Annotated in this window: 11 protein-coding genes, 2 rRNA genes and 2 pseudogenes; 7 read left to right on the forward strand and 8 right to left on the reverse strand. The window is 69.3% G+C overall.

Features of this window, described 5'->3' with window-relative positions; all coding sequences use genetic code 11:
• Nucleotides 1-52 precede the first annotated feature (52 nt).
• From AC1AYN_RS10120 to AC1AYN_RS10140, 5 genes and pseudogenes are all read right to left on the reverse strand, one after another.
• On the reverse strand, nt 53-481 hold the full coding sequence (locus tag AC1AYN_RS10120) for a holo-ACP synthase (RefSeq protein ID WP_476533104.1): 429 nt from the start codon (nt 479-481) through the stop codon (nt 53-55).
• 111 nt (nt 482-592) lie between these two features.
• Nucleotides 593-6,445 (reverse strand): annotated as a pseudogene (locus tag AC1AYN_RS10125) (acyltransferase domain-containing protein); the annotation flags it as partial.
• Nucleotides 6,446-7,005: 560 nt separating this feature from the next.
• Nucleotides 7,006-10,135, reverse strand: a pseudogene (locus AC1AYN_RS10130) (fatty acid synthase subunit beta domain-containing protein); the annotation flags it as partial.
• Between the two features lie 129 nt (nt 10,136-10,264).
• A complete protein-coding gene (locus tag AC1AYN_RS10135) occupies nt 10,265-11,887 on the reverse strand; it encodes an acyl-CoA carboxylase subunit beta (protein ID WP_476533105.1) in 1,623 nt (540 codons plus the stop codon).
• A complete protein-coding gene (locus tag AC1AYN_RS10140) occupies nt 11,884-13,764 on the reverse strand; it encodes an acetyl/propionyl/methylcrotonyl-CoA carboxylase subunit alpha (protein WP_476502863.1) in 1,881 nt (626 codons plus the stop codon). The genes AC1AYN_RS10135 and AC1AYN_RS10140 overlap by 4 nt, the downstream gene beginning before the upstream one ends.
• A 255-nt stretch (nt 13,765-14,019) precedes the next feature.
• On the opposite strand from AC1AYN_RS10140, the gene AC1AYN_RS10145 reads away from it, so the two are divergent.
• Nucleotides 14,020-14,628 (forward strand): biotin transporter BioY, encoded by a 609-nt coding sequence (locus AC1AYN_RS10145; protein ID WP_476502864.1) that lies wholly within the window; start codon nt 14,020-14,022, stop codon nt 14,626-14,628.
• A gap of 203 nt (nt 14,629-14,831) precedes the next feature.
• Here AC1AYN_RS10145 and AC1AYN_RS10150 read toward each other — a convergent pair whose 3' ends face one another.
• Nucleotides 14,832-15,713: a biotin--[acetyl-CoA-carboxylase] ligase gene (locus AC1AYN_RS10150; protein ID WP_476533106.1), complete on the reverse strand. Its 882-nt coding sequence runs from the start codon at nt 15,711-15,713 to the stop codon at nt 14,832-14,834.
• Nucleotides 15,714-15,888: 175 nt separating this feature from the next.
• On the opposite strand from AC1AYN_RS10150, the gene AC1AYN_RS10155 reads away from it, so the two are divergent.
• The 6 genes from AC1AYN_RS10155 (at nt 15,889) to AC1AYN_RS10180 (ending at nt 23,179) form a co-directional block, all read left to right on the forward strand.
• Nucleotides 15,889-18,150 carry a DUF6020 family protein gene (locus tag AC1AYN_RS10155; RefSeq protein ID WP_476533107.1) on the forward strand — a complete coding sequence of 754 codons (2,262 nt, stop codon included), beginning with the start codon at nt 15,889-15,891 and terminating at the stop codon, nt 18,148-18,150.
• A 144-nt stretch (nt 18,151-18,294) separates the two neighbouring features.
• Nucleotides 18,295-18,963 carry a hypothetical protein gene (locus tag AC1AYN_RS10160; protein ID WP_476533108.1) on the forward strand — a complete coding sequence of 223 codons (669 nt, stop codon included), beginning with the start codon at nt 18,295-18,297 and terminating at the stop codon, nt 18,961-18,963.
• 115 nt (nt 18,964-19,078) lie between these two features.
• On the forward strand, nt 19,079-20,275 hold the full coding sequence (locus AC1AYN_RS10165) for a hypothetical protein (RefSeq protein WP_476533109.1): 1,197 nt from the start codon (nt 19,079-19,081) through the stop codon (nt 20,273-20,275).
• 4 nt (nt 20,276-20,279) lie between these two features.
• The gene (locus AC1AYN_RS10170) at nt 20,280-20,969 is read left to right on the forward strand and encodes an ATP-binding cassette domain-containing protein (RefSeq protein WP_476533110.1); all 690 of its coding nucleotides are present in this window, start codon (nt 20,280-20,282) and stop codon (nt 20,967-20,969) included.
• Complete coding sequence (locus AC1AYN_RS10175; protein ID WP_476533111.1) at nt 20,966-22,180, forward strand: hypothetical protein; 1,215 nt, start codon at nt 20,966-20,968, stop codon at nt 22,178-22,180. Before AC1AYN_RS10170 ends, AC1AYN_RS10175 begins: the two co-directional genes overlap by 4 nt.
• A 126-nt stretch (nt 22,181-22,306) precedes the next feature.
• Nucleotides 22,307-23,179: a helix-turn-helix domain-containing protein gene (locus tag AC1AYN_RS10180; protein WP_476533112.1), complete on the forward strand. Its 873-nt coding sequence runs from the start codon at nt 22,307-22,309 to the stop codon at nt 23,177-23,179.
• A 314-nt stretch (nt 23,180-23,493) separates the two neighbouring features.
• Here AC1AYN_RS10180 and rrf read toward each other — a convergent pair.
• Together rrf and AC1AYN_RS10190 are read right to left on the reverse strand one after the other, a co-directional pair.
• A 5S ribosomal RNA gene (gene rrf, locus AC1AYN_RS10185) occupies nt 23,494-23,610 on the reverse strand.
• A gap of 170 nt (nt 23,611-23,780) precedes the next feature.
• Nucleotides 23,781-23,873, reverse strand: a 23S ribosomal RNA gene (locus tag AC1AYN_RS10190); the annotation flags it as partial.

Raw genomic sequence — 23,873 nt, forward strand, 5'->3', positions numbered from 1 at the left:
AAAATGGCCGTTTTGCGGCACCGCACCATGGGGATTTCACCGCACCATGGGGTTATGAGTCGAGGAGCGCGACGGCGGAGGCGACGCCGGCGTCGTGGGTGAGGGAGACATGCCAGCGGAAGGCGGAGGACTGGGGCACGGACTCGCGCAACGCGCGTGCGACGTCGGCGCGCAGCGCGACGTGCGGGCGGCCGTGCGCGTCGTCGAGAATCTCGACGCCGGACCAGGGGAAATCGTCGATCGTGTACGGCAACGGCCCCTCCCCCACGGCCTCGCACCATGCTTTAAGGACGGCCTCCTTGCCGGCCCATTTGGCGGCGAGATGCACGGCCTCGCCGTCATGCTTCGCCGCCGCGCGGGCCGCGGCCTGGCGCGTCTCGCGCACCGAGAACAGCGCGCGCATGCGCGATCCGGGCAACGCGAGCTGCTCGGCGAACGCCGCCACGTCGACCACGTCATGGCCGAGTCCCAGCACCGGCATGATGACCTCCCATCGATGTGCATGCGAATCGATACGCATACGAATATGCATGAATATGTACGAATATGAAAAAGCCTCCCTCTGACGAAGGAGGCGATTGGCGTCACCGGATCACGCCTCGAAGTAGCCGGAGGCGTTCAGGCGGGCGTCCGGGTCGAGCAGCATGGCCTTCTCGACCTCGTGGGCGTCGTAGCGGCCGCCGCCCGCGAGCTTCACGCCGTCCTCGCGGAAGCGGCGGTTGTCGATCGGCTCGTAGAGCGCGGCGCGGCCCATCATGCCCTCCTCGAGACGGCGCTGGCCGGCGGCGAGACGGGCGTTCGCGCGTTCGCGCCACGCCTCGAGCGCGGCCTCGCCGTCCGCCTTCGCGACGGACGCCTCGAACGCGCCGGGGTGCACGAGCGCCACGAAGCCGGAGACGTGGCCGAAGCCGAGCGACGTGGCGAGTCCGGCCTTGACCGGCTGACCGGCCGCGGAACGGCCGAACACGTCCTCGCCGCCGCCGATGCGCAGCGGCTTCCTCAGCCAGGTCATGTGGTCGTCCTTCGCGAGCTTCGGGTCGACGCAGTCGAGCGCCGCGTTCGCCGGGATGACGCCGGAGGCGAACAGCTGCGTCAGGCCGTTGACCTGGAAGATGCAGGCACCGCCCTTCGCGTGTCCGGTGACGGTCTTCTGCGAAATGACGAACAGCGGGTTGCCGTCGGTGCGGCCGATGGCGTGCGCCAGCGTGTTGTGCAGTTCGGACTCGTTCGGATCGTTCGCGTTGGTGGACGTGTCGTGCTTGGAGACCACGGCGATGTCGTCCGGCGTGACGCCGAGCTTGGCGAGGTCGTGGACCAGCTTCGAGTCACGTCCGCCGAGGCCCGCCGCCAGGGCACCGAGGCCCGGGGCCGGGATCGACGTGTGGGCGCCGTCCGCGTAGGAGTGGATGAAGCCGATCACGCCGGCGACCGGCAGGCCCAGCTTCAACGCGATGTCGCCTCGCGTGAGCAGGATCGTGCCGCCGCCCTGGGACTCCAGGAAGCCGCCGCGGCGACGGTCGTTCGCGCGGCTGAAGAAGCGCGCGTCGATGCCCTTGCCGTACATCTCGGCGGAGTTGGCGGTCGCGTTCATGTTGCCGAAGCCGATCACCGATTCCACGCCGATGTCGTCGATCGCGCCGGTGACGACGAAGTCGGCCTTGCCGAGCGCGATCTTGTCGGCGCCCTCCTCCAGCGACACCGCGGCGGTGGCGCAGGCGGAGACCGGCTGGATCATGTTGCCGTAGCCGCCGATGTAGCTCTGCATGACGTGCGCGGCGACGACGTTCGGCAACGCCTCCTGCAGGATGTCCGTCGGAATCTCGTGGTTGAGGAAGCGGTCGAGGTAGAGCTTGCGCATCGAGGCCATGCCGCCGAAGCCGGTGCCCTGCGTGGAGGCGACAAGCGACGGGTGGATCGCCTGGAGGATCTCCGCCGGGTTGAATCCGGCCGACAGGTACGCGTCCACGGTGGTGACGATGTTCCACAGCGCGATGCGGTCCACGTCGCCGACCATCGAGGCGGGGATGCCCCACTTGACCGGGTCGAAGCCCTTCGGGAACTGGCCGCCGACCGTGCGGGTCATGGCGGCGCGGCGCGGCACGCGGATCATCGAGCCTGCGTGGCGGGTCACGTTCCATTCGCCGGACTCATCGTCGCGGGCGATGGACGTGTGGGCCTCGTCGAGCTTGACGTACTCGCGGGCGACCTGCTCGGTGGGCACGGAGAAGGTGACGTCGTGGTCGAGGTAGACCTCGGCCTCCTCCTCGTCGGCGCCGTCCTTGTAGTCGTCGCCCATGCCCTCCTCGAACGGGCGGATGCCGGAGCGGGCCACGACCTCGTCGTGGTAGCGGTCGGCGATGTCCTCCTCGGGCACGAGGTTGCCGTCGGTGTCGTACCAGCCGGGCTTCGGGCTGTCGGCCCACGTGAGCAGGCCCATGTTCCACGCGAGCTCGAGCACGGCGCCGGCGTTGAGGTCGACGGTGCCGTCCGGGTGGATGCCGAGTTCGGCCTGGGCGCGCGTGCGGCCGGAGCCCCACGGGCCCAGTTCGCCGACGGACACGATGACGATCTCGTCCTCCGGACGGGCGGTCACTCCCTCCCAGTCGGCGAGGTCCACGTGCGGCTGGTGCGGAACGTGCGGCGTGGGGAGGGCCTTGATCCGCTGCCCACGGGGCGCGCTCTCTCCCTCAGTCGCGCTGCGCGCGCCAGCTCCCTCATCAGAGGGAGCCGAGACGGCGGCCGCGGCGTCGGCCTCCGCCTCCGCCCTCAGCGCCTTGATGTCGATCGGCTCGCTGCCGAGACCGCCGGTCAGGTCCACGTCGAGCGGCGCCTCGGCGGCCGCCTTGCGCGAGTCGGCGGTGCACAGGTCGAGCAGCTTGACCGCGATCTGCGCGGTGGAGTACGTGTGGATGCCGTGACGTTCGACGACGGCGACGAGCGGGTCGTTGCCGCCCATCAGACCGGTGCCGCGCACCCAGCCGATCTTCGGATGGGCGAAGGTGACACGGTCCGACCAGGCGTCGCGTTCGGCGCGGGCGCGGTTGACGATCGCATCGAACGCGGACTTGACCTCGCCGTACGCGCCGTCGCCGCCGAACACGCCGCGGTTCGGAGAGCCGGGCAGCACCACGTGCAGCTTGTGCTGCACGTCGGTGTCGGCGCCGATCTTCGCCAGTCCGGCGATCGCGCGCTCGACGCCCCACAGCATGAGGCGGGCCTGCGATTCGAACAGTTCGCCGGAGTCGGCGAGCGTGCCGTGCACCGGCGGGGCGGCGAACGGGAAGAACAGGGTCGGCTCGTAGGCGGGCTTGAGGATCGTGGTGGTCGCGCCGGTCGTCTTCTTCTGGACGTGACCCACCCAGTCCACGAGCGCGTCCACGTCGCGGAAGCTGGACAGGTTCGCGGGCACGAGCCACAGCTTGGCGTCGCCGGTGGCGTGCTCGCGGTACGCCTGGCGGCCCCACGCCTTGATGGACGGCCTGAAGCTGTGCGAGGTGGCGATCACGGTGGCGCCGCCGGCGAGCAGGCCCTCGACCACCTGGGCGGCGATCGAGTTCGGGCTCACGCCGGTGACCACGGCCACGTCGCCCGCGAAGCGGGAGGCCTGCGCGTCGGACGAGGCCGGCTCGAGCGCCTCGGAGGCGATGCGGTCGAACGCGGACTTGAGCGTCTCGTCATCGGCCTTCGCCGCGAACCACCGGGCTTCGGCGGCGACGGCCTTGCCGAGGCCGATGAAGCTGCCGGCGAGCGCGTCCGCGTCGCCTTCGTAGTAGGCGCGGGCGAGGTCCTCGCGGGCGGAAGCCCAACGGTCGTCGAAGAGGATGGCCTTGTTCGCGTCGAAGCGCGGCTCGACCTGCTTGGGCCAGTCGGAGCCGAGTTCAGCGCTGACGGCCGCGACCACGGCCGCGTTCTCGTCCTCGCCGGCCTCGGGCGCCGGGGCGGCCACGCCGAGCTCGTTCAGCACGAACCGTGCGGTGGCGGCGAGCACGCCGTTGGCGCCGGTGACCTTCTCGGCGAACGCGTCGAGCGCGGCGGAGTCGACCACAGCACCGCCCGCGGCACCGCCGGCGGACGGCTTGGAGACGGCCACGCCCTTGGTCTGGCCGACCAGGGCGACGGCGTCGTCGATGAGCTTGTCGGCGGCGGCCGCGTTGGCGGCGGCGCCGGTCGGCAGCTTGGCGAGGTCACCGCCGCGCGAGCTGGAGCCCTCGCGGGTGTCGAGCAGGAGCGCGGCGGTCGTGGCGGCCACCCAGCCTTCGCCGAGCTGCCACACGCCGGTCACGCGTTCGCGGATGTGCGCCGGCTTGACGCCGGCCGCGCCGAACAGGGCACGCAGACGGTCGCGGATCGCGTCGGAGAGGACCGGACCGAACGGCTTGTAGTTCGGGGCGGCCTTGTTCACGATCTGGGCGAGCTGGGTGAGCGTCGCCTCGGCGGCGCCGTCCACGCTGGCCACGCCCAGCTCGGAGCTGATGTCCATGAGCAGCTGGTTGCGGCGGGAGGACACGCCGTTGGTGAGCGTGTCGGTGGTGTCGGAGGCGCCAATCTGGTCGAGGCGCACCTTGGCCGAGTAGGCCATGAGCACGCCGATCGCGTCGGCGGCCTTGAACGGCAGGTCGGGCACGTCCGCACCGGATGCCCCCTCAGCCGGCTGCGCCGGCAGCTCCCCCGATGACGGGGGCGCAGGGACGGCGGGAGCCGAAGTCGGGGCCGGAGCGGCGGCACCCGCGGCAGGAGCCGGAGCCGCGCCGGAGCCGAGCTTGGCGACGGCGGAGCCGCCGGCCGGGGCCGCCTCGACGGCGGCCGAAGCGGCCGGAGCGCTCTCCGGCTCCTCCTCGGGCACAAGGCTGTCCGAATCGGTCATGTACACACGGCCTTCGTCGCGGCCCACGTTGTAGACGGTGACGTCGGTGCCGGCGAACTCGGGCAGACGCAGGGTCTTGGCACCGAGGTTGGCGAGGGTCGGCGCGTTGCCGAGGCCGACCTCCACGTACTCCTCCACGCCGAGACCGCCCTGCGCGGCCTTGTGGAAGAGCAGCGACTGGGTCTCGATCCAGCGCACCGGGGAGGCGAACTGCCAGGAGAGCAGTTCGGTGAGCAGCAGGCGGCCGAGCTTCTGGTCGTCGGCGGCGTAGGAGTCCCACACAGCCGGATCGTCGAGCGCGGCCTTGATGCGCTCGGAGGGCACGACCTCGAGGATCTTCGCCGCGAACTCCTTGGTCATTTCGAACGGCGTGGCCACGAGGTTCGGGATGTAGCGGCCGACGAGGCGGCCACGGTAGTCGATGTGCGCGGGAAGCAGCGCGTCGAGCTTGTCACGGAACTCGGGCACGCCCTTGCGCAGCAGCGTGGAGTGGAACGGCACGTCGATGCCGGGCACGAGCATGAACGCCGGCTTGCCGCCCGCCTCCTTGGCGCGGCGGTTCGCGTCGGCCTGCAACGCCTTGAGGCCCGCGATCGTGCCGGCGACCGCGTACTGCGCGCCGGCCAGGTTGTAGTTGACGATCTGCAGGAACTCGCCGGTCTTCTCGGACACGGATTCGACGTACGCCTTCACTTGCGAGTCGCCCACGCCGAACTGGTTCGGGCGCAGCGCGCCCATGCGGTAGTTGGAGCGGCCCTGCGCGTCGCGCGGGATGAGGTGGTGCATCGTGGAGCCGCGGTGGAACACGAGTTCGAGCACGGTCTCCAGCGGGATCACGCCGGCGAACGCGGACAGCGCGTTGTATTCGCCGAGCGAGTGGCCGGCGAAGTAGGCGGGCCAGATGTCGCTGCCGGATTCGCGCAGGCGCGCGGTCTGCGCGAACGCGACGGTGGCGAGCGCGACCTGCGTGAACTGCGTGAGGTTGAGCAGGCCTTCCGGGTGGCGGTAGGTGACGCCGTTGGCGGTGAGCTCCTTGGGGTTGTCGCGCACGAGGGCGAGGATCGAGAATCCGAGCTTGGAGCGGGTGAGCCTGTCGGCGCGCTCCCACACATCGCGGGCGGCGGGCGACTTGGCGCGCTCGTCCAACACCATGCCCTGCTTCTGGATGCCCTGGCCAGGGTAGACGAACGCGGCCTCGGGCGCGCGCACCAGCGCGGTGCCGCGGGAGACGAGCTGGCCGTCGATGCGGCAGGCGACCTCGAGGGCCATGCCACCGTGGCGCACCTTGCCGACGCGTTCGACGGAGATCTCGACCTCGTCGTTCAGCTGGACCATGCCGTACATGTTGTAGGTCCAGCCGGCGATCTCGTAGTGGGCGCCCTTCTCGTCGGCCGCCTGCACCGCGTGCTGGGCGGTGGCGGACAGCCACATGCCGTGCACGAGCGGCGCGGCGAGGCCGGAGATCGCGGCGCCGCGCTTGGAGGTGTGGATCGGGTTGAAGTCGCCGGAGGTGCGGGCGAACGCGGTCATGTCGTTCGGCGCGGTCACCTTGACACGGCGCAGCAGACGCCTCGGCGTAGATTCGATCTCGTCGTGCTTCGCGTCGCCGAACTCCGGGGAGTCGACGGGCAGCGCGTCGGAGTAGACGCGGCCGCGGATCGCGAAACGTTCGGTCTCGCGGGCGAGCAGCGTGCCGTCGGCGGCGGCGTGGGTCACGTGGATGGTGACGACACGGCCGGACGCGGATTCGAAGTAGTCCTCGGCCCAGGAGGTGAGCGTGACGGTCTCGCCGACATGCTTGAGCAGTTCGTCCTCGGTCTCTTCGAGTTCGATGAGATGGTCGAGGTGGACGGCGTTGAGCAGACCCTCGATGACCGGGTATCCGTTCACGGACACGGAGCCGAGCGCCGCGTAGATCGCCGGCCAGGCGGGTCCGACGAGCGCGTCCGGCGCGATGCGGGAGGCGCGCAGCGTGCCCGGCAGGGCGCCGCCGGTAGCCGCCTCGTGGTCGTAGCCGAGGTTCGCGGAGAACGTGTAGGTGGCGTGCGCCTCGCCGAACGGACGCGAAGCGGCCGTGGCCGCGGTCTCTCCCCCAGTCACGCTGCGCGTGCCAGCCCCCTCGTCAGAGGGGGCCGAAATGGCCGGCATCGCGGTCAGCTTGTCGCCGGTGATGGCGGTGTTGCCGATGCCGGCGGTGGCGGCGAGCATCGCGTACACGTCCGGAATCAGCCGTTCGCGGTTGACGATCGGCATGCCGCCGGTCGCGTCGGTCGGCACGGTGAGCGGGATGACGATGTCGCGCACGGCGTGCTTCGACTTGCCGCCGTCCGGATCGTCGTCCCAATACGTGTCGAGATGGATGTCGAGGTCGTATTCGCCGTTCGCGGCGTCCACGGCGCGGATCTCGTAGTCCTTGTCGCCGAGCTTGGTGCCGTACGCCGGGTTGTCGGTCACGTGGCCCACCCAGGAGATGTTCGGCGACTTGCGGATGAAGTCCTCGGCGTTTTCGGCCTCGCCGAGCGTCGCGTACTCGTCCTCGGCTTCAGCGCCGGACTCCTTCGCGCGCTCCAGCGCGGCGGCCTCGAAACGGCCGAGGATGTCGGCCACCGGCTCGTCGACGGTGGTGATGCCGGCCACGGAGATCGGGCCGGGGATGACACGCACGGAATCCGCGGAATAGCGCGGGTCCTCGGACTGCCAGAGCTGATCCTGACCCCACCAGCGCAGCAGGTCGTTGTCGATGACCGGCACGAACGGCATCGGCTTCGGGTATTCGCGCACGAGCACAGGGAACCACGCCTCGTCGGCCGGAGTGACCTTGAGCTCGGCGGCCTGCGGGTAGGCGGCGGCCAGCGCCTTGAGCGCGGGCGCCGGATCGGCGATCACGTCGTCGCGGGTCACGTCGAGCTTCGAATCGAACTCGCCGGAATCCACGTCGGCCACACGGGCCTCGATGCGGTGCAGCAGGTGCAGGAAACGGTCGGCGTACGTGTCGTCCACCCACGGGTAGGCGAGATCGGCGAAACGCTGCGCCCACTGGAGGTAGGTCATCGAGGCCAGGTCGCCGAAGTACGGCTTGGCGGTGCGGTCCAGCGCGGCGATGATCTCGTCGCGGCGGGACTCGAGCTCCTCGGGGTGCTTCATGACGCGCACGAGCAGACGGCCGCACACGGCGGAGGCGTTCTCCACCTCGTAGATGTCGGCGTGCAGATGGCTCAGACCGGACGCGACGCCGCCCACGGACTTGCCGGACGGCACCCAGCGCTCGCCGGCGGGGGCGAACGGGTCGTCGGCCGCGCCGGACGCGGCGACGGTCTCGGCGGTGATGCCGGGGGTCTTGACGAGCAGCTGCTTGACCTCGGGGCTGGTGTGCGCCTCCTTAGCGGTCATGACGGCGGTGCCGACGAGCACGCCATCGACCGGCATGTCGGGCAGGCCGTAGGCGCGCGACCACTGGCCGGACAGGTAGTCGGCGGCGCGTTCCGGCGTGCCGATGCCGCCGCCGGCGACGAGCACGAGGTTGTCGCAGGCGCGCACTTCGGCGTAGGTGGAGGTGAGCAGGTCGTCGAGCGACTCCCAGCTGTGGTGGCCGCCGGCGGCGCCGCCTTCGACCTGCATGAGGATGACGGTCGGGGCGACGGCCTTGGCGATGCGGATCACCTGACGGATCTGGTCGACGGTGCCGGGCTTGAAGCTCACGTACGGCAGGCCGTCCTTCTTGAGCTGCGCGACCAACGCCACGGCCTCGTCGAGCTCGGGCACACCGGCGGAGACGACGACGCCGTCGATCGGCGCGCCGGACGCGCGCTTCTTCGGCACGATGCGGGAGGAGCCGAACTGGAGGTTCCACAGGTAACGGTCCATGAACATGGCGTTGAACTCGACGGTGCGGCCTTCGTCGAGCAGCTCCTCGAGCTTGGCGACGTGACGGTCGAACACCTCGGCGGTGACCTGGCCGCCGCCGGCGAGCTCCGCCCAGTAGCCGGCGTTCGCGGCCGCGGCGACGATCTCCGGATCGACGGTGGTGGGGGTCATGCCGGGCAGCAGCACCGGCGGCTTGCCGGTGAGCTCGGAGAACTTGGTGACGAGGCGGTCGCCGGCGGGCGTGTGCGCCACGCGCGGGGCGAACGCCTTCCAGTTCTGGGTGCGCAGCGTCTCGGCCTCGGCCGGGTCGAGCGTGGAGAGGGCGGCGCGCTCGGCGAGCGTGGTCGCTTCGACGACGCCCACGCCGGTGCCTTCGACCACGTTGCCGATGAGCTTGCCGAGCGTGGAGCCCGGGCCCATGTCCACGATCCACAGTTTGGCCGGGTCGGTGTCGGTCAGGGCCTCGCGCACGCGGGCGGCCCAATCCACATGGTTGAGCAGCACCTCCTCGGCGAGCGCGCGGGCGCGGTCGGTGTCGAAGCCGCAGGCCTCGGCCCAGGCGATCGTCTGGTCGACGGCGGGCTTCATGAGCGGGGAGTGGAACGGCAGGGTCACGTCGAGGTACTCGAGCACGGGCGCGAACACGGCGCCGCCGCGCACCTTCTCCTCGCGCAGGGCGGCCTGCTTCTTGTGCTCCTTGGCGACTTCGACGGCGAAGGCGGCGAGGTCGTCCGGGAAGCCGGAGATCACGTGGTGGTCGTCCGAGTTGGTCACGGCGATGGCGATCGGTCCGCGCGGGTTGTTGACGCGGGCGGCGAGCGTCTCGACCTGGGCGCGGGTGGCGCCGCGCACCGACAGCATCGGCGTGGCCTCGCCGTGCAGCGGGTTCAGGGCGAGTTCGCGGGCGGCGCGCGTGCCGGCGGCGCCGATCAGGGCGGCGGTGGCGAGGATCTCGTCGATCTGGTCGCGGGCGGCTTCGATGGAGCCGGTCTGCTCGATGGCCTTGGCCATGTGGACGGCGAGCACGCCCTGCGAGTGGCCGAGCACGGCGGCCGGCTTGGCGGCCGGCAGCGTGTAGCCGAGGTGTTCGAGGTCGATGAGCGCGCCGAGCTGGGTGAGGGCGATGCCTTCGACGGAGGCGGTGGCGTCGGCGGCCGCGCCGAGGCGGGCCGGGTTCGGCGTGAAGCCGAACAGGTCGACCGGGCGGCCGGTGGTGGCGAGCAGGTCGGCGTTCACCGGCGTGAGCTTCGTGTAGGCGGCGTCGACGTGCGCGTGCAGCGCCTCGGCGAGCGTCGGATCGGTGGTCTGGTCGGCGAGCGCGACCGGCCACGGCGTGGACTGGCCCGCGAAGGCGAGCGCGTGCGGCGTCTCGCCTGCGGCGAGCTGGTCGAGGAAGAATGTGCTCATTGGTGTTCCTTGTCTGTTGTTGCGTTACGTAAGTCTGTGGTTACGTTCTGTTATGCGGATGGCTCCGTCGTCGGACAGTCCACTGGACTGTCCTCCTCCTCGCGCTGATCGGTCTGCCGAACGGACCGATCAGAGCGGCTGGTTGCCGTGGTGCTTGTCGTTCGCGCGGACGCGGCGTTTGGTGGCGAGCGTGCCGAGCGAGGCGACGATCGCCTCGCGCGTCTGCTCGGGGTCGATCATCGCGTCGATCTGCCCGAGTTCGAGCGAGAGGTTCGCGTTGACGGTGGTCTCCTCGTAGTCGGCGATGTACTTCGCGCGCAGCGCCTCCACGTCGCGCCCGGACGCCTTGGCTTTGGCGAGGTCGTGGCGGTGGATGATGTTCACCGCGCCGGCCGCGCCGAGCACCGCGATCTGCGAGCTGGGCCAGGCGAAGTTCATGTCGGCGCCGATGGCTTTGGATCCCATCACGATGTACGCGCCGCCGAACGCCTTGCGCAGCACGACGGTGACGAGCGGCACCTGCGCGTTCGCGTACGCGTAGATGACCTTCGCGCCGCGGCGGATGATGCCCGCATGCTCCTGTTCTGCGCCGGGCTTGTAGCCGGGCGTGTCCACGAGGGTGACGACGGGCAGGTTGAACGCGTCGCACAGGCGCACGAACCGGGCGATCTTCTCGGACGAGTCCACGTCGAGGATGCCGGCGTTCACGTTCGGCTGGTTCGCGACGATGCCGACCGGGCGGCCTTCGACGCACGCGAAGCCGACGAGCGCGGACGCGGCGAACAGTTCGTGCACCTGCACGAACTCGCCGTAGTCGACGATGCAGCGGATCACGTCGAGCATGTCGTACGGCTGGCGGTCGTTGTCGGGCACGAGCGTGGCGAGCCGTTTCGCGGTCTCGCGTTCGGCGCGCGTGGCGGCGTACGCGTAGACCGGCGGCTGTTCGTCGCAGTTGGACGGCAGGTAGGCGAGCACGGTGCGCGCGTAGTCGATCGCGTCGGATTCGTCGGCGCCGAGGTAGTGCGCGACGCCCGACTTGCGGTTGTGGACCTCGCCGCCGCCCAGGTCGGCCATCGAGATGGTCTCGCCGGTCGCGGCCTTGACGACGTCCGGTCCGGTGACGAACATGTCGGAGTTCTCGCGCGTCATGATGATGAGGTCCGTCAGGGCCGGGCAGTAGACGGCGCCGCCCGCGCACGGGCCGAGGATCAGCGAGATCTGCGGCACGTAGCCGCTCGCCTCGCACGTCTTGCGGAAGATGCGCCCGTACTGGGTGAGCGCGGCGACGCCTTCCTGGATGCGCGCGCCGCCGGAGTCGACGATCGCGACGATCGGCACCTTGAGCGCGATGGCCATGTCCATGAGATGGCAGATCTTCTCGCCTTCCGCGGTGCCGAGCGTGCCGCCCTTGACGGAGAAGTCCTGCGCGTAGACGGCGACCTTGCGCCCGTAGACGAGGCCGAAGCCGGTGATGACGGCCGCACCGGCCTTCCCGGCGTTGATGTCGCCGCCTTGGAAGCGGCCGATCTCCTCGAAGGTTCCGGTGTCGAACAGCAGGTCGAGGCGTTCGCGCGCCGTCTTCTTGTGCTTGGCGTGCTGCTTGTCGCGCGCGCGGTTCTCGGCGTCGCGCGCGAGTTCGGCGGCCTTGACGACGGCCGCGCGCAGCGGCTGGCGGCCGTCGCCGGCGCCGCCCTGTCCGGCGGCCTGCTTCACGGCGTCGCGCACGGCGGGCATCTCCACGATGTCGGTCATTCCGTGGCCTCCTTCCCGTTGTCCTCGGCGTCGCCGGCCGAGCCGGACGCCCCAACCACGTCCAGCGTGACCAGCGTGTCGCCGGCTTCGACGCCGTCGGCCGGGCCGACGAAGATCTTCTTCACCGTGCCCGCGGCCGGCGCGTACACGTAGTTCTCCATCTTCATCGATTCGAGCACGACGATCAGGTCGCCCTTCGCGACCTCCTGGCCCTCCGCCACGTTGACGCGCGTGACGACGGCCTGCATCGGCGAGGCGATGACGCCGGACTTCGCGCCGTCGTCGATCGGCCCGCGTGCGACGGATCCGGCGTGCGAGCCGGACCCGCGCAGCGGCTGCGTGGGTCGTTTCGCGCCGCGTGCGCGCGCGCCGCCGGTCAGGTTCTCGACGACGTCGAGCGGCACGGTGAGCTTGACGCGACGATCGTTCATCTCGATGACGAACGTCTCGGAGGCGACCTTCGCGTCCGCGCCGGGCGCGCCGGCGAGCGACGCCGGCTGCCCGCCGCGCGCCGCGTTCGCCTCGCGGTTCAGGTACGTGCGTTCCAGCCATTTCGTGCTCACGTCGAACGCGTGGCCGTGTTCGGCGGTGAACGCGTCGTCGCGGAAGATCTCCTTGAACAGCGGGATCGGCGTCGGCACGCCTTCGATGACCATCTCGTCGAGCACGCGGCGCACGCGCGCCACGGCGGCGGCGCGGTCCTGCGCGGTGACGATGACCTTGCCCATCATCGAATCGAATTTCGGCGACACCGTGTCGCCCTGCGTGACGCCCGTGTCGATGCGCACGCCGGGGCCGGACGGCCACACGATGCGCTCCAGCGTGCCGGAGGACGGCGTGAGGTTCGTGGCCGGATCCTCGGAGGTGATGCGCAGTTCGAAGCTGTGGCCGCGAGGTTCGGGCGCGGGTGTGAGCTCGCCGCCGGCGGCGATGTTGAGCTGCTCGCGCACGAGGTCGAGGCCGCTGACCTCCTCGGAGACGGTGTGTTCGACCTGCAGTCGCGGGTTCACTTCGAGGAAGTAGACCTTGCCGTTCGGCGTGACCATGAACTCGCAGGTGCCGAGTCCCGTGTAGCCGACGGTGGTGAACAGGCGGCGGGAGTATTCGACGAGCGTCTCGGCGACCTTGTCCGTCAGGAACGGCGCGGGCGCCTCCTCGACGAGCTTCTGGTTGCGCCGCTGCAGCGAGCAGTCGCGCGTCGAGTAGACGGTGAAGTTGCCGTGGCTGTCGCGGCCCGACTGGGTCTCGACGTGGCGTGCCTTGTCGATGAACTTCTCGATGAAGTACTCGTCGAGGTCGCCGCCTTCGAGCGCGTCGTGGTTCGTGTAGAAGCGGCGCAGCTCCTCGTCGTCGCGCACGACGGTGATGCCGTGCCCGCCGCCGCCGTCGGTGCGCTTCATCATGATCGGGTAGCCGTGCGTGTGCGCGAAGTCGAGCAGCGTGCGGATGTCCTTGACCGATTCGGACAGGCCGGGCACGGGCGGCACCTTGGCGCGCAGCGCGACGCGGCGCGCGGTGATCTTGTCGCCGAGCTCGGTGAGCGCGGTGTGGTGCGGCCCCACCCAGATCGCGCCGGCCTCCTCGACCTTGGCGGCGAAGGACGGCACTTCGGACAGGAAGCCGTAGCCGGGGTGGACGGCGTCCGCGCCGGAGCGCTTCAGGATGTCGATGAGCCGGTCCTCGTTGAGATACGTGTCCTGGTAGGTGTCGCCGGGCAGCAGGTACGCCTCGTCGGCGAGCGACACGTATTGCGACTCGCGGTCCTGTTCGGCGTAGACGGCCACCGTGGCGATGCCCATCTCACGCGCGGTGCGGACCACGCGCATGGCGATTTCGCCGCGGTTGGCGATGAGTAGTTTCTTGACGGATTGCCCCATGACGTCAGATTCTGCTCTTCAAAACTGACGGTTTCAATCGAAACGTCCACAAAACCCGGCGCGGACTTTTGTCACCTTCCACAAACGTCACCGTAGCTTGACGGTTCTATCCTCGATGTCAACGCCGGCGGAGAGCCGCGGCATCCCGTATTCGTTTCGGGCCGCGACCGTAACGCCGGGAAGGCCGCGGACCATCCGGCGGCCGGGCGGAATCCCTCGTTCGGGTCCGCGTTTTCACGAGAAGGGAATCATCTCATGCAGTCCAACACCCCTACGCCCGCCGCGCAATCGTCCGCCGCCAAGTCCGTCTCCATCGCGCGCCGCGTCGCCGCCGTCTCCTGGAAGCCGGTGCTGTTCGCCGTGCTCATGTGGGTCTCCGCCGCCGCGGGCGAGATTCCGATTCCGGGCACGCCGGTGCCGATCACGCTGCAGACGTTCGTCGTGATGCTCGCCGGCCTCATGCTCACGTGGCGTCAGGCGGGCGCCGCGGTCGCCACGTATCTCGCGGCCGGCGCCGCGGGCCTGCCGGTGTTCGCCGGCGGCACCTCCACGATGGCGCTCGTCGGCCCGAGCGCGGGCTTCCTGCTCGGCTTCCTGCCGGGCGTGGTCGTCATCGCGTGGCTCAAGGGCAAGGCTGGCGAACATGGCGTCAAGGCGACGCTCCTCGGCGCGCTGCGCTACTTCGCGGCCGCGTTCCTCGGCGGCGTCGTGGCCGTCTACGCGTTCGGATTCCTCATCCAGTCCGCGCTGACCGGCGCGCCGATCGCGGCCGTCGCCATCGCCTCGATGGGCTTCGTGATCGGCGACATCGTCAAGGCCGCCGTTGCCTCCCTCGTCGCCGCCGGCCTCGCCAAGCTCCGCTGACACCCATTGGCATCGGCCCCCTCTGACGAGGGGGCTCCCGGCGAAGCCGGGTGGGGGAGAGACCGCGGCCGCAGGCTGGAGGAAACGGAATCGGCCGTAGGCCGATGCGATATCCCCGCGGCCTACGGCCTCTCCTCTGCTCTCCCCCAGTCTCACTACGTTCGACAGCCCCCTCAGTCAGAGGGGGCCTAGTCATATACCGCTTACTGCAGCAAGCCCACTTCGCTGGCGAGGAGGGACCGCACCTCGCCATCCTCGGTGCGCACGCTGATCGACGCGTCGTCGTTCAACGCGACCACTTCGCCACGCACGGCGCTACCGTCGATGAGCTGCGCGTCGACGGTGCGCCCCATCATCCAGCACACGTGTCGCATCTCGGCGCGCAATCGTCCCGACTGCACGAGCGGCGCGGCGACGAACGCCTCCAACCGCGACCGCATCGACTCGACGAACCGCGCGATGATGAGGTCGCGCAACCCGTCGACCGGCGGCAGCGGCCCCACGTTCATCTGCAGCGACGTGGCCTGAGCCGTGGGCAGATGGTCGGCCGGCATAAACAGGTTCAATCCCGCGCTGAACACGATGGCCTTGCGTTCGGAATCCCCGTGCAGCGGCATCACCTCGGCGACCGTGCCGCCCAGCTTCAACCCGTGGCAGTACAGGTCATTCGGCCATTTGAGCTGGAAGCCGCACTCATCGTCGTACGGACGGGCACCGCAGTCGTCGACCGCGCCCTCCAGCGCGTCCAACAGGGACAGCTCGGCGATCATCGCCAGCCACCCGTTGACCATCTCGTCGTCCGCGACCGTCTCGGGAATCACGCTCACGAACGTCGCCGCCAACGATTTGCCCGGCGCCGTGATCCACTGGCGTCCGAACCTGACCAGCGCGTTGCTCAGATAATCGGCGGTGATCACGGTGACCGGCAGCTCGCCCTCACCGCGCTCCAACACGATTTCGCCGCGTTCGAGCATGCGCCGGGCCTCGGCGTGCGTCGAATCCATATCCGCGACCGATACGACCTTGTCCGCGATGCGCCTCGTATGCTCCAGCTCCGATGCTGCGACCTTCAACAGTGAAATCATGCCCACCACCATACGCCCCGCCTATCCCAAACCCTCCCGCCTCGCCCGCCTCCCTCTGACGAGGGAGGTGCCGGCGCAGCCGGCGGAGGGAGAGACGGTCGGCGCAGCCGGCGGAGGGAGAGACGGTCGGCGCAGCCGATCGAGCGAGGTGACCGCGACGCTAGAATACTGCCCTATGAGCGATGTCACAGCGAATCCCCCTTCCCCGGCCGAATCGGCGACGTCCCGAACCCACGCATCCGCGGGATCGGCGGGCACGTCGTACCGCCCCATCGACCGCATCGGTGCCGTGGCGCGGTGGGCGCTGGCCGTGGCGGCGGTGCTGTGGCTCTCCTGGTGCACGGCCGTCGGCCCGTTGTACTGGGCGGATTCCTCGATCGCCGCGTTCCATTGGCTGAACGCGTTGTACGGCATCCTCGCCTTCGTCATCTATATGGCCATCATCGTCGCGCTGATGCGCGTGGGCAGGCGGGAGCCGCTGCTCGGCTGGCGCACGGACCGCGCGACCGGCGAGCGCACGCCACGCCGCATCCTGCCGTTGCGTCGGCGCAATCGTCCCGACGTTCCCACCGACGTGACGTCCGCAACCGCACCGACCACCCGTCGCGCGCGATGGTGCGCCCGTGTGCGCACCATCGCGGCGCACTCCCGGACGTTCCTCTCCCGCTGGATCGTGCGTCTCACCGACCGGCGCTGGAAGCTGTGGACCGTCTTCCTCGTTGGCTGGCTGTGGGCGCCGACCACGTTGCTCGCCGCGTTCGGCGCGGACCTGCGCAGCCAGGCTCGCGAGTTCAGTTGGGCGTGGAACCAGTGGACCGGATTGAAGCAGCCATACATCGGCTTCTTCTCGTTCGCCCCGATGGACATCTACCCGACCGCCCACTACCTGTGGCCCGCCGACCCGACGTATCTGACCGACCAGCACAACATCGTGCTCACCCTCTTCTACGGGTCGACGATGGCCGCGAGCCGGTATCTGACCGGGTCGAACGACTGGGGCGTGATCGCGCTCGCGGCGGCCCAGTTCCTGTTCGCCGTCTGCTGCACGGCGGCGACCGCGCACCGCTTCCTCAATCTGCCGTGGATGCGCCGCACCGACGTGCGCACGGCCCGGCGTGACTTCGCGCATCCGGAGCGCGGCAGCCGGTTCCGTCCGCGCGCGTTCGCCCGTCCCGAACGCGGCGTGCGCCCGGCGCTGCCGCCCGAGGCGGCTCACGCGGGCGTGCGTCTCGCGGTGGTCGCATTCTTCCTCGTCTGCCCGCTGGCCGTGTTCTCGACGATCTCGCTGACGAAATCCCCGCTGTTCGCGTTCGCGTTCCTCTGGGCGTTCGGCTTCTGGTACGAGCTCCACGCCCTCACCGACGCCTCACGAACCGACGCTCCCCGTTCCCCCCGGAATGCCGCCTCGTCCCCCCGCTCCCCCCGGGAGGGGGAGCTGGCCGCCACAGGCGGACTGAGGGGGTCCCGCAAGCCCCTTATTCTCCGTCTCCCCCGCCGCACGCTCGTCGCGTTCGCCGCGGCGAACGCCGTCATGCTAATCTCCGCGAAATACGCGTGGTACGTGCTGCTCTTCGAGTTCGTGCTCGCCATCGCCGCCGACCGCCGCCGCTGGGCCACCTACGTGGTCGCGATCCTCCTGCCGACGATCCTCATCCACGGCGGCATCTCGATGGCGATCTCGTCGGGCGCGATCATCGGCGGCGACCCGATCGAAAGCCACGGCGTGCAGTTGCAGATGATCGCCCGCGTCGCCGAACGCGCTCCGGAGACGATCCCGGAATCGGCGCGCAAGGAGCTCGCCCCCGTCTTCAACCTCGATCAGATGGCCGACGCGTATTTCCCGCAGGACGCGGACCCGGTGAAATCCTCCGGCATCCAGTCGAAGAAGGTGAGCTACCGCTGGCGTTCCGTCAAACCCGACGACATGAAGAGCTTCAACAAGGCGTGGCTCGAGATCGTCAAGGCGAACCCGGTGGTGGCGATGGACGCGCTGATGGCGAAATGCTACGGCTACTTCGACATCGCGGACCTGCCGTACGTGTCGATGAACTACTACGTGGACAGCGACTACGTGCAGAAGAACTCGACGTGGCTCAAATACGTCAACCACGCCTGGCGCGAGCGCGTGGCCACGTTCGCCGACTCGTGGGGCGCGATCCCGGTGCTCGGCTGGGTGACGCACGGCAACTTCTATGTGATCCTGACGTTGCTCATCGGCGCGGCCGAGGTGATCCTGAAACGGTGGCGCTCGCTCGCCTGGCATCTGCCGCTGCTGCTGCTCATGGGCGTGATGATCACCGCGCCGGCGAACAACTTCGAACGCCACATGCTCCCCGTCGCCTTCTGCTTCGCCTTCCTCTGCCTCACCTTCCACCGCGATTCGCGCGGAACGGCAACGGACAGCAGCGCCATCGTCACCGCCGAAGCCCGCCCATAGGCATAGAGGCGTATAGGCGTATCCGCGTGTCGGGCCGCCCGTCAGGCCCGCCCGTCGTCCAGTGGATTACGTTTTCGCTTCCCGTCATGTCTCCCGTCTGAGAGCATGGTGATGCAACGAAGCATCATGGGAAACGGGCGACATATGAACAGCATCCTCTCCAATGGCGCGGCCGTCGCCGTCTGCACGATCTGCATGATCGCCACACTCGCCGGCTGCTCCGTGAATGCGGCCGGCGGGCACGATACGGGCACGAACGCCACGACGACCGACGGCTACGATCTCAACACCGGTTATTCCGCGGAACTGAACACCGTAAGGTCGGAATTGCGCGATGCCGACAATGACGACGACAATCGGCTGGGTCTGTCGATCCTCGAGGATGGTGTCGTGACCGAGGGAGAGCTGAACGAGCTCAAGGAGCAATACGACCAATGCTTCATCGACCACGGATACGACCCCGGATCCTTCGACTTCGATACCACCGGTGCCGGAAGCGTCTATCCGCCGTCCGGCTTATCCGAAGAAGAAAGCAAGGCTTGGGGCGAGCGGACCAACACGGTCCAACAGACCTGCGACCGACGCAACGGCACCGCGGCCATCCGAGGCCTGGTCGCTTCGGTCCGGATGAATCCGGACAACAAGGACATCCGCAAGACCATCGTCACCTGTCTCATCGAGCAGGGGCTCGTGGATGGCGGTTACACCGTCAACGACTACGACACCGATCTCGCCGACCAATCCGGTCCCTTCTCCGCGGAGAAGAACGACGATGCCTCCTACCAAAGCAAACTTCGCCAATGCCAATCCTGACCGGCTAAGTCAGCCGGTCAGGAGATGATGTCGTCCTCCGGATGACGTATTCCCTCCCGGTGGACAACCGGAACGCCATACAGTGGAATCGACCATCAGCAAGGAGGCACCCACGATGCGCAGAAAGACGACCTCCAAGACCTCCTCCGCCACCACGTCCAAGCCCGCCCGCACCGGCGTCACCGTCTCCGTGATCGTCCTGCTGGCGGCGCTGCTGCTGTCGACGGGAGTGGCCGGCGGGTTCCTGCTCACCCGCTCGCGCATCCCCCAATCGTTGGAATCCTCCACGCCGGCCGGTTCGATGACGGTCGCATCCACCCGGTTCGACGATTCCCGTTCCGTCCAGCTCACGCTGACGCTCGGCGCCTCCACGACCGTCACCTCGCCCGTGTCCGGCACGGTCACCTCGTCGGATTGCGCGGCGAACGCGACCGTCGCATCGGGCAGCACCCCGCTCGCCGTGGACGCCGTCCCCCTGCTCGCGCTCAACACCGCCACCCCGCCGTACCGCCGTCTCGCGAGCGGCACGCAGGGACCGGACGCCCGCGCGTTGAACGACGCGTTGCGCGCGCTCGGCTACGCCGCCCCCGATTCCGACTGGTTCGTCTGGGATTCAATCGTCGCCTACAACGCGCTCGCCGGCAATGTGGGCGCGCGCCGCATCACCAAGGACGACGGCTGGGCCATCGACCCCTCGTTCTTCATCTGGCTGCCAGCCGCCGCCGTGACCGTCGCCGACTGCCGGATCGCGGTCGGCCGGCAGGCCATGCAGGGCGCGGACCTGTTCGCCACGTCCGGCGCGCCCGTCAAAGCCACGTTGCCCGCGTCCCAGTCCGGCGCACAATCGGCGCAATCCGCGCAATCGTCGGATGCGGTCACCGGCGACCGCATCCTCACCGTGAACGGCCAGGACTTCCCCGTCGCCGCCGGTACCACCGAAATCACCGACGTGGCGGCGCTCGCCGCGATCGCCGCCAGCACCGAATACCGTCTCGCCTCGCTCGGCGGCGGTTCCGGCGGCACCGGCGCATCCGGCACCAGTTCCGGCGGCGGCACCGGAACCGGCGAAGGCGGCACGCTCCAGGTCTCGTTCACGTGGCGTCTCGCGAATCCGATCGAGTCGATCACCGTGCCGCCGTCCGCGCTCTACCGCACGTCGGGCGGCACCGCGTGCGTGAGCGTCACGGGCAAGCCCACGCCGGTCACGATCATCGCCTCGCAGCTCGGCAAGACGATGGTCTCGCCCGACGGCGTCGACCCGTTCACCACGGTCGACGTCGCCCCCACCACCAGCAAGCCGTGCCGGGAGTAACGCCATGAGCATCGATACCGTCATCGACACCGTCATTCCGGCCGATACCGTCACCGCAGCCGACACCGCCGACACCGCCCCCGCCAAGCGCGTCGTCCTCACCGACGTGGGCCACACCTTCGACCCGACCGGCGAGGACATGCTCTTCCGCCATCTCACCGTCACGCTGCTTCCCCGGCACGTGTACGCGCTCACCGGCCCGTCCGGTTCCGGCAAGTCGACGCTGCTGTCGATCATCGCCGGCTGGACCGCGCCCGCGCAAGGCACGGTGGAGCGTATCGGCTGCGACCGCGTCAACTGGGTGCTGCAGAATCCGCACGGCGTGGCCAACCGCACCGCCCTCGACCATGTGGCGCTCCCGTTCATCGCACGCGGCGAAAGCCGCCATGACGCCGAATCGCATGCATTGGACCTGCTCCATGCGTTCGGTCTCACGCGGCTCGCCTGCAAGCCGTTCAGCGACCTGTCCGGCGGCGAGGCGCAGCGGCTCATGCTCGCCCGCGGTGTGGCCAGCGGCGCCGACCTGATGCTCGTCGACGAGCCGACCGCGCAGCTCGACCTCACCACCGCCGCCACGGTGAACGAGCGCCTTCACGCGCTGTCGCTCGGCGGCGCGATCGTCGTGGTCGCCACGCACGATCCGCGCACACGCGACGCGTGCACCGACCTCATCGACCTCGGCGATTGGCAATGACCGGCCGTGACCGGCAGCAGAAGGGCATCATCATGAACCAGCCGAAGCAGCCACGACGACAACCGCGGAAGCAGCGCGAACGGTCCCATCCCCGCATGCGCCTCGCCGGAGTCCTCGACGAGGCCGTGCGCAATCTCGCAACCGGCACGTCGCACGCGTGCGGGATGGCCCTGACGCTCGCCTTCCTGCTGCTCCTGTGCGCGGGCGCCGACCTCATGGCGATCACGAAGATCCAGCGCGAGGCGGACGCGTTCGTCGCCGCAGGCGGTTCCACCACCGTCATCACATATACGGGCCGCATCGACGGCACCGCGTGCGACCGTCTCGCCTCGCTCGACGGCGTCATCGCGGCCGGCGCGACGCGCGCCTCGCAGACGAAACTCACGTTCGCCGCATTGCCGTCGACCGGCGTGCCCGTCTATGAGGCGACGCCGGGCGCGATCGGCGTGTTCCGCAACAGCACGGCGGGCGGGCGCGAGGCGAGCCCCACGACGGTGTCCGACGTGAACGGCGTGTGGCTGTCGGGCGAGGCGGCGGCACCGCTCGCCGCCCGCGCCGGCAGCCGACTCGCGTTACGCGACGAGAGGACGCTCGACGTCGCCGGCGTCTACGACTGGCCGGACGACGGGCGGCAGAGCGGCTACTCGTATGCGGCGGTCGCGCCCGTCCCCGCGGGGTACGGCGGCCTGTTCGACCAGTGTTGGGTGAAATCGTGGCCGGTCCCGGAGAACATCGAATCGTTGCTGCGCGTCACGACGGTCGGCGATGCGACGGGCACGCAGGAACGTCCGATGGTCTCGCAATTGAACACGTCGCGCGGACGCACGTTCGACGCGGCCGCGATGTACCGCGGGCGACTCACCGTATGGGCGCCGATCGTGGCCGGCGTGGTCGCGCTGATCGCCGGATTCGTCTCCGTGTGGCGGCGACGGTTGGAGCTCGCGTCCGCATTGCACTGCGGCGTGCCGAAACCGGCGATGGTCGTGCAGATCCTCGTCGAAACGGCTGCGTGGGCGTCCACCGCGACGCTGATGAGCGTGGTGGAGTTCGCCTGGACGTGGCTGGAGAACACGCGCACCGACGCGGCGGTGCTCACCACGGCGCTGCTGCGCGTGCCGGCAGCCGGGTATGCGGGCGTGATGACGGGGGCGCTGATCGGTGCGCTCCTGATTCGCGAACGCCATCTGTTCCGCTACTTCAAGACCCGCTGATCGCCGATTCCCCTGCTCCCCCTTGAGGAATCGGCGATTCCCTCTGCTCCCCCTGTGAGGGGGAGCTGTCGGCCAAAGGCCGACTGAGGGGGTCTGCGCCACGCCCGCACTCACTACACTGGAGACATGACTGATTTCCTGGACCTGCTGACGAGCGCCGCCGAAGCCGACGATGACGACGGTTCGGCCCGCGCCCGCGTGGAGCGCGTCGCGTTCGAATCCCTGACGTCCGGATTGTCCGACGATCGCGTCGCGTCGCTGCTGCGCGTGCTCGGATTCGACGGCGGATTCGCGTGTTTCGCGATTGCGGGGCGTCCCGCGGCCACCGTCGAGGCGACGATGCGCGGTGTGACGAAGGCGGTCGTCGATCTGGGCGGCGGTCTGCCGCTGGTCGGCATGCGTGACGGCGTGGTCGCCGCGTTGATTCGCGTGGAGGCGGCGGTCAGTCCCGATGTGACGTGTACGGCGGTCGCGGGCGCGTTCGATGCGACGACGACACCGTTGTGCCTCGGACCGGTGCGTCACGGCGTCTCCGGTGCGACGGCGACGTTGATCGCCGCGTTGACGACGTTGCGTGCGGCGCCCGCGCTGGTCGTCGGGCATGGTGCGGGCGCGCCGGGCGCGGGCGCCGCGGCCGCCAAGGATTCCGGTGCGACGACGCTCGCGCGCAAACGGATGCTCACACCGCTGCGCGCCGAGGATGCGCTACCGGAGCGCGCGCTACTCGGCGATGATGATGCGCGGCGCGAACTCGTGGATGTGGTGTACGGTTCGTTGGCCGGTCACGGCGCGGATGATCCGACGATGATGACGGTGTCCACGTTCCTCTCGTCCGGAGGATCGCTGGAGACCACGGCGCGCACGCTCAACGTGCATCCGAACACAGTGCGCTACCGTCTCAAGCGCGCCGCCGATACGACCGGCTGGGACGCGACGAACCCGCGCGAAGCATACGTGCTGACCACCGCCATAGCCTTAGGGCGTATCAGCGCCGCGTGATTGATAGGCTAAGCCCTACTTCGTTCGCATAAGCCCCCTCTGACGAGGGGGCTGTCCGCGTCAGCGGACTGGGGGAGAGAAAACGAGCGGTCGCAGGCCGCGGGAAACTGAATCGGCCTTCGGCCGATACGATTTTTCCCGCGGCCTGCGGCCGCCGGCTCCCCCTGGAAGGGGGCGCATGCCTTGCCTCTGCTCCCCTTGTGAGGGGGAGCTGCCGGCGGAGCCGGCTGAGGGGGTTCGCCGCGTGTCTTGGCGTATATGCGAAAGGGCCCTTGGGAGCTGTTGCTCGACCAAGGGCCTTCCTTATCGTGTGGATGCGGCGGCGTGCTACTCTCCCACACTCTCTCGGGTGCAGTACCATCGCCGTGCCAGGTCTTAGCTTCCGGGTTCGGAATGGGACCGGGCGTCTCTCCTGGGCTATGACCGCCGCAAATCTTCAATTGTGGGAGGGAACCATGTGGGGTTCCGCAGTCCCTCGGGCTGGTGGTTCGGGGACCGGATGGTGGACGCTGTTGATCGCTTGGGTTGTGACGTCACGGTTGCTCCGTGTCGCGTATGATCCGCAGAAGAGGTTGATGCCGTCCCCTATAGGAGGGGATGAATGTGTGTCGCGCTTCCCCGTTAGTACCGGTCGGCTCCACCCCTCGCGGGGCTTCCACGTCCGGCCTATCGACCACGTGTTCTGCATGGGGGG

This window comes from Bifidobacterium sp. LH_413 (assembly GCF_056357015.1).

Coding starts and splice junctions, on each gene's coding strand:
- AC1AYN_RS10120 (WP_476533104.1), bottom strand. CDS start 481: ATGCCGGTGCTGGGACTCGGCCATGACGTGGTCGACGTGGCGGCGTTC.
- AC1AYN_RS10135 (WP_476533105.1), bottom strand. CDS start 11,887: ATGACCGACATCGTGGAGATGCCCGCCGTGCGCGACGCCGTGAAGCAG.
- AC1AYN_RS10140 (WP_476502863.1), bottom strand. CDS start 13,764: ATGGGGCAATCCGTCAAGAAACTACTCATCGCCAACCGCGGCGAAATC.
- AC1AYN_RS10145 (WP_476502864.1), top strand. CDS start 14,020: ATGCAGTCCAACACCCCTACGCCCGCCGCGCAATCGTCCGCCGCCAAG.
- AC1AYN_RS10150 (WP_476533106.1), bottom strand. CDS start 15,713: ATGATTTCACTGTTGAAGGTCGCAGCATCGGAGCTGGAGCATACGAGG.
- AC1AYN_RS10155 (WP_476533107.1), top strand. CDS start 15,889: ATGAGCGATGTCACAGCGAATCCCCCTTCCCCGGCCGAATCGGCGACG.
- AC1AYN_RS10160 (WP_476533108.1), top strand. CDS start 18,295: ATGAACAGCATCCTCTCCAATGGCGCGGCCGTCGCCGTCTGCACGATC.
- AC1AYN_RS10165 (WP_476533109.1), top strand. CDS start 19,079: ATGCGCAGAAAGACGACCTCCAAGACCTCCTCCGCCACCACGTCCAAG.
- AC1AYN_RS10170 (WP_476533110.1), top strand. CDS start 20,280: ATGAGCATCGATACCGTCATCGACACCGTCATTCCGGCCGATACCGTC.
- AC1AYN_RS10175 (WP_476533111.1), top strand. CDS start 20,966: ATGACCGGCCGTGACCGGCAGCAGAAGGGCATCATCATGAACCAGCCG.
- AC1AYN_RS10180 (WP_476533112.1), top strand. CDS start 22,307: ATGACTGATTTCCTGGACCTGCTGACGAGCGCCGCCGAAGCCGACGAT.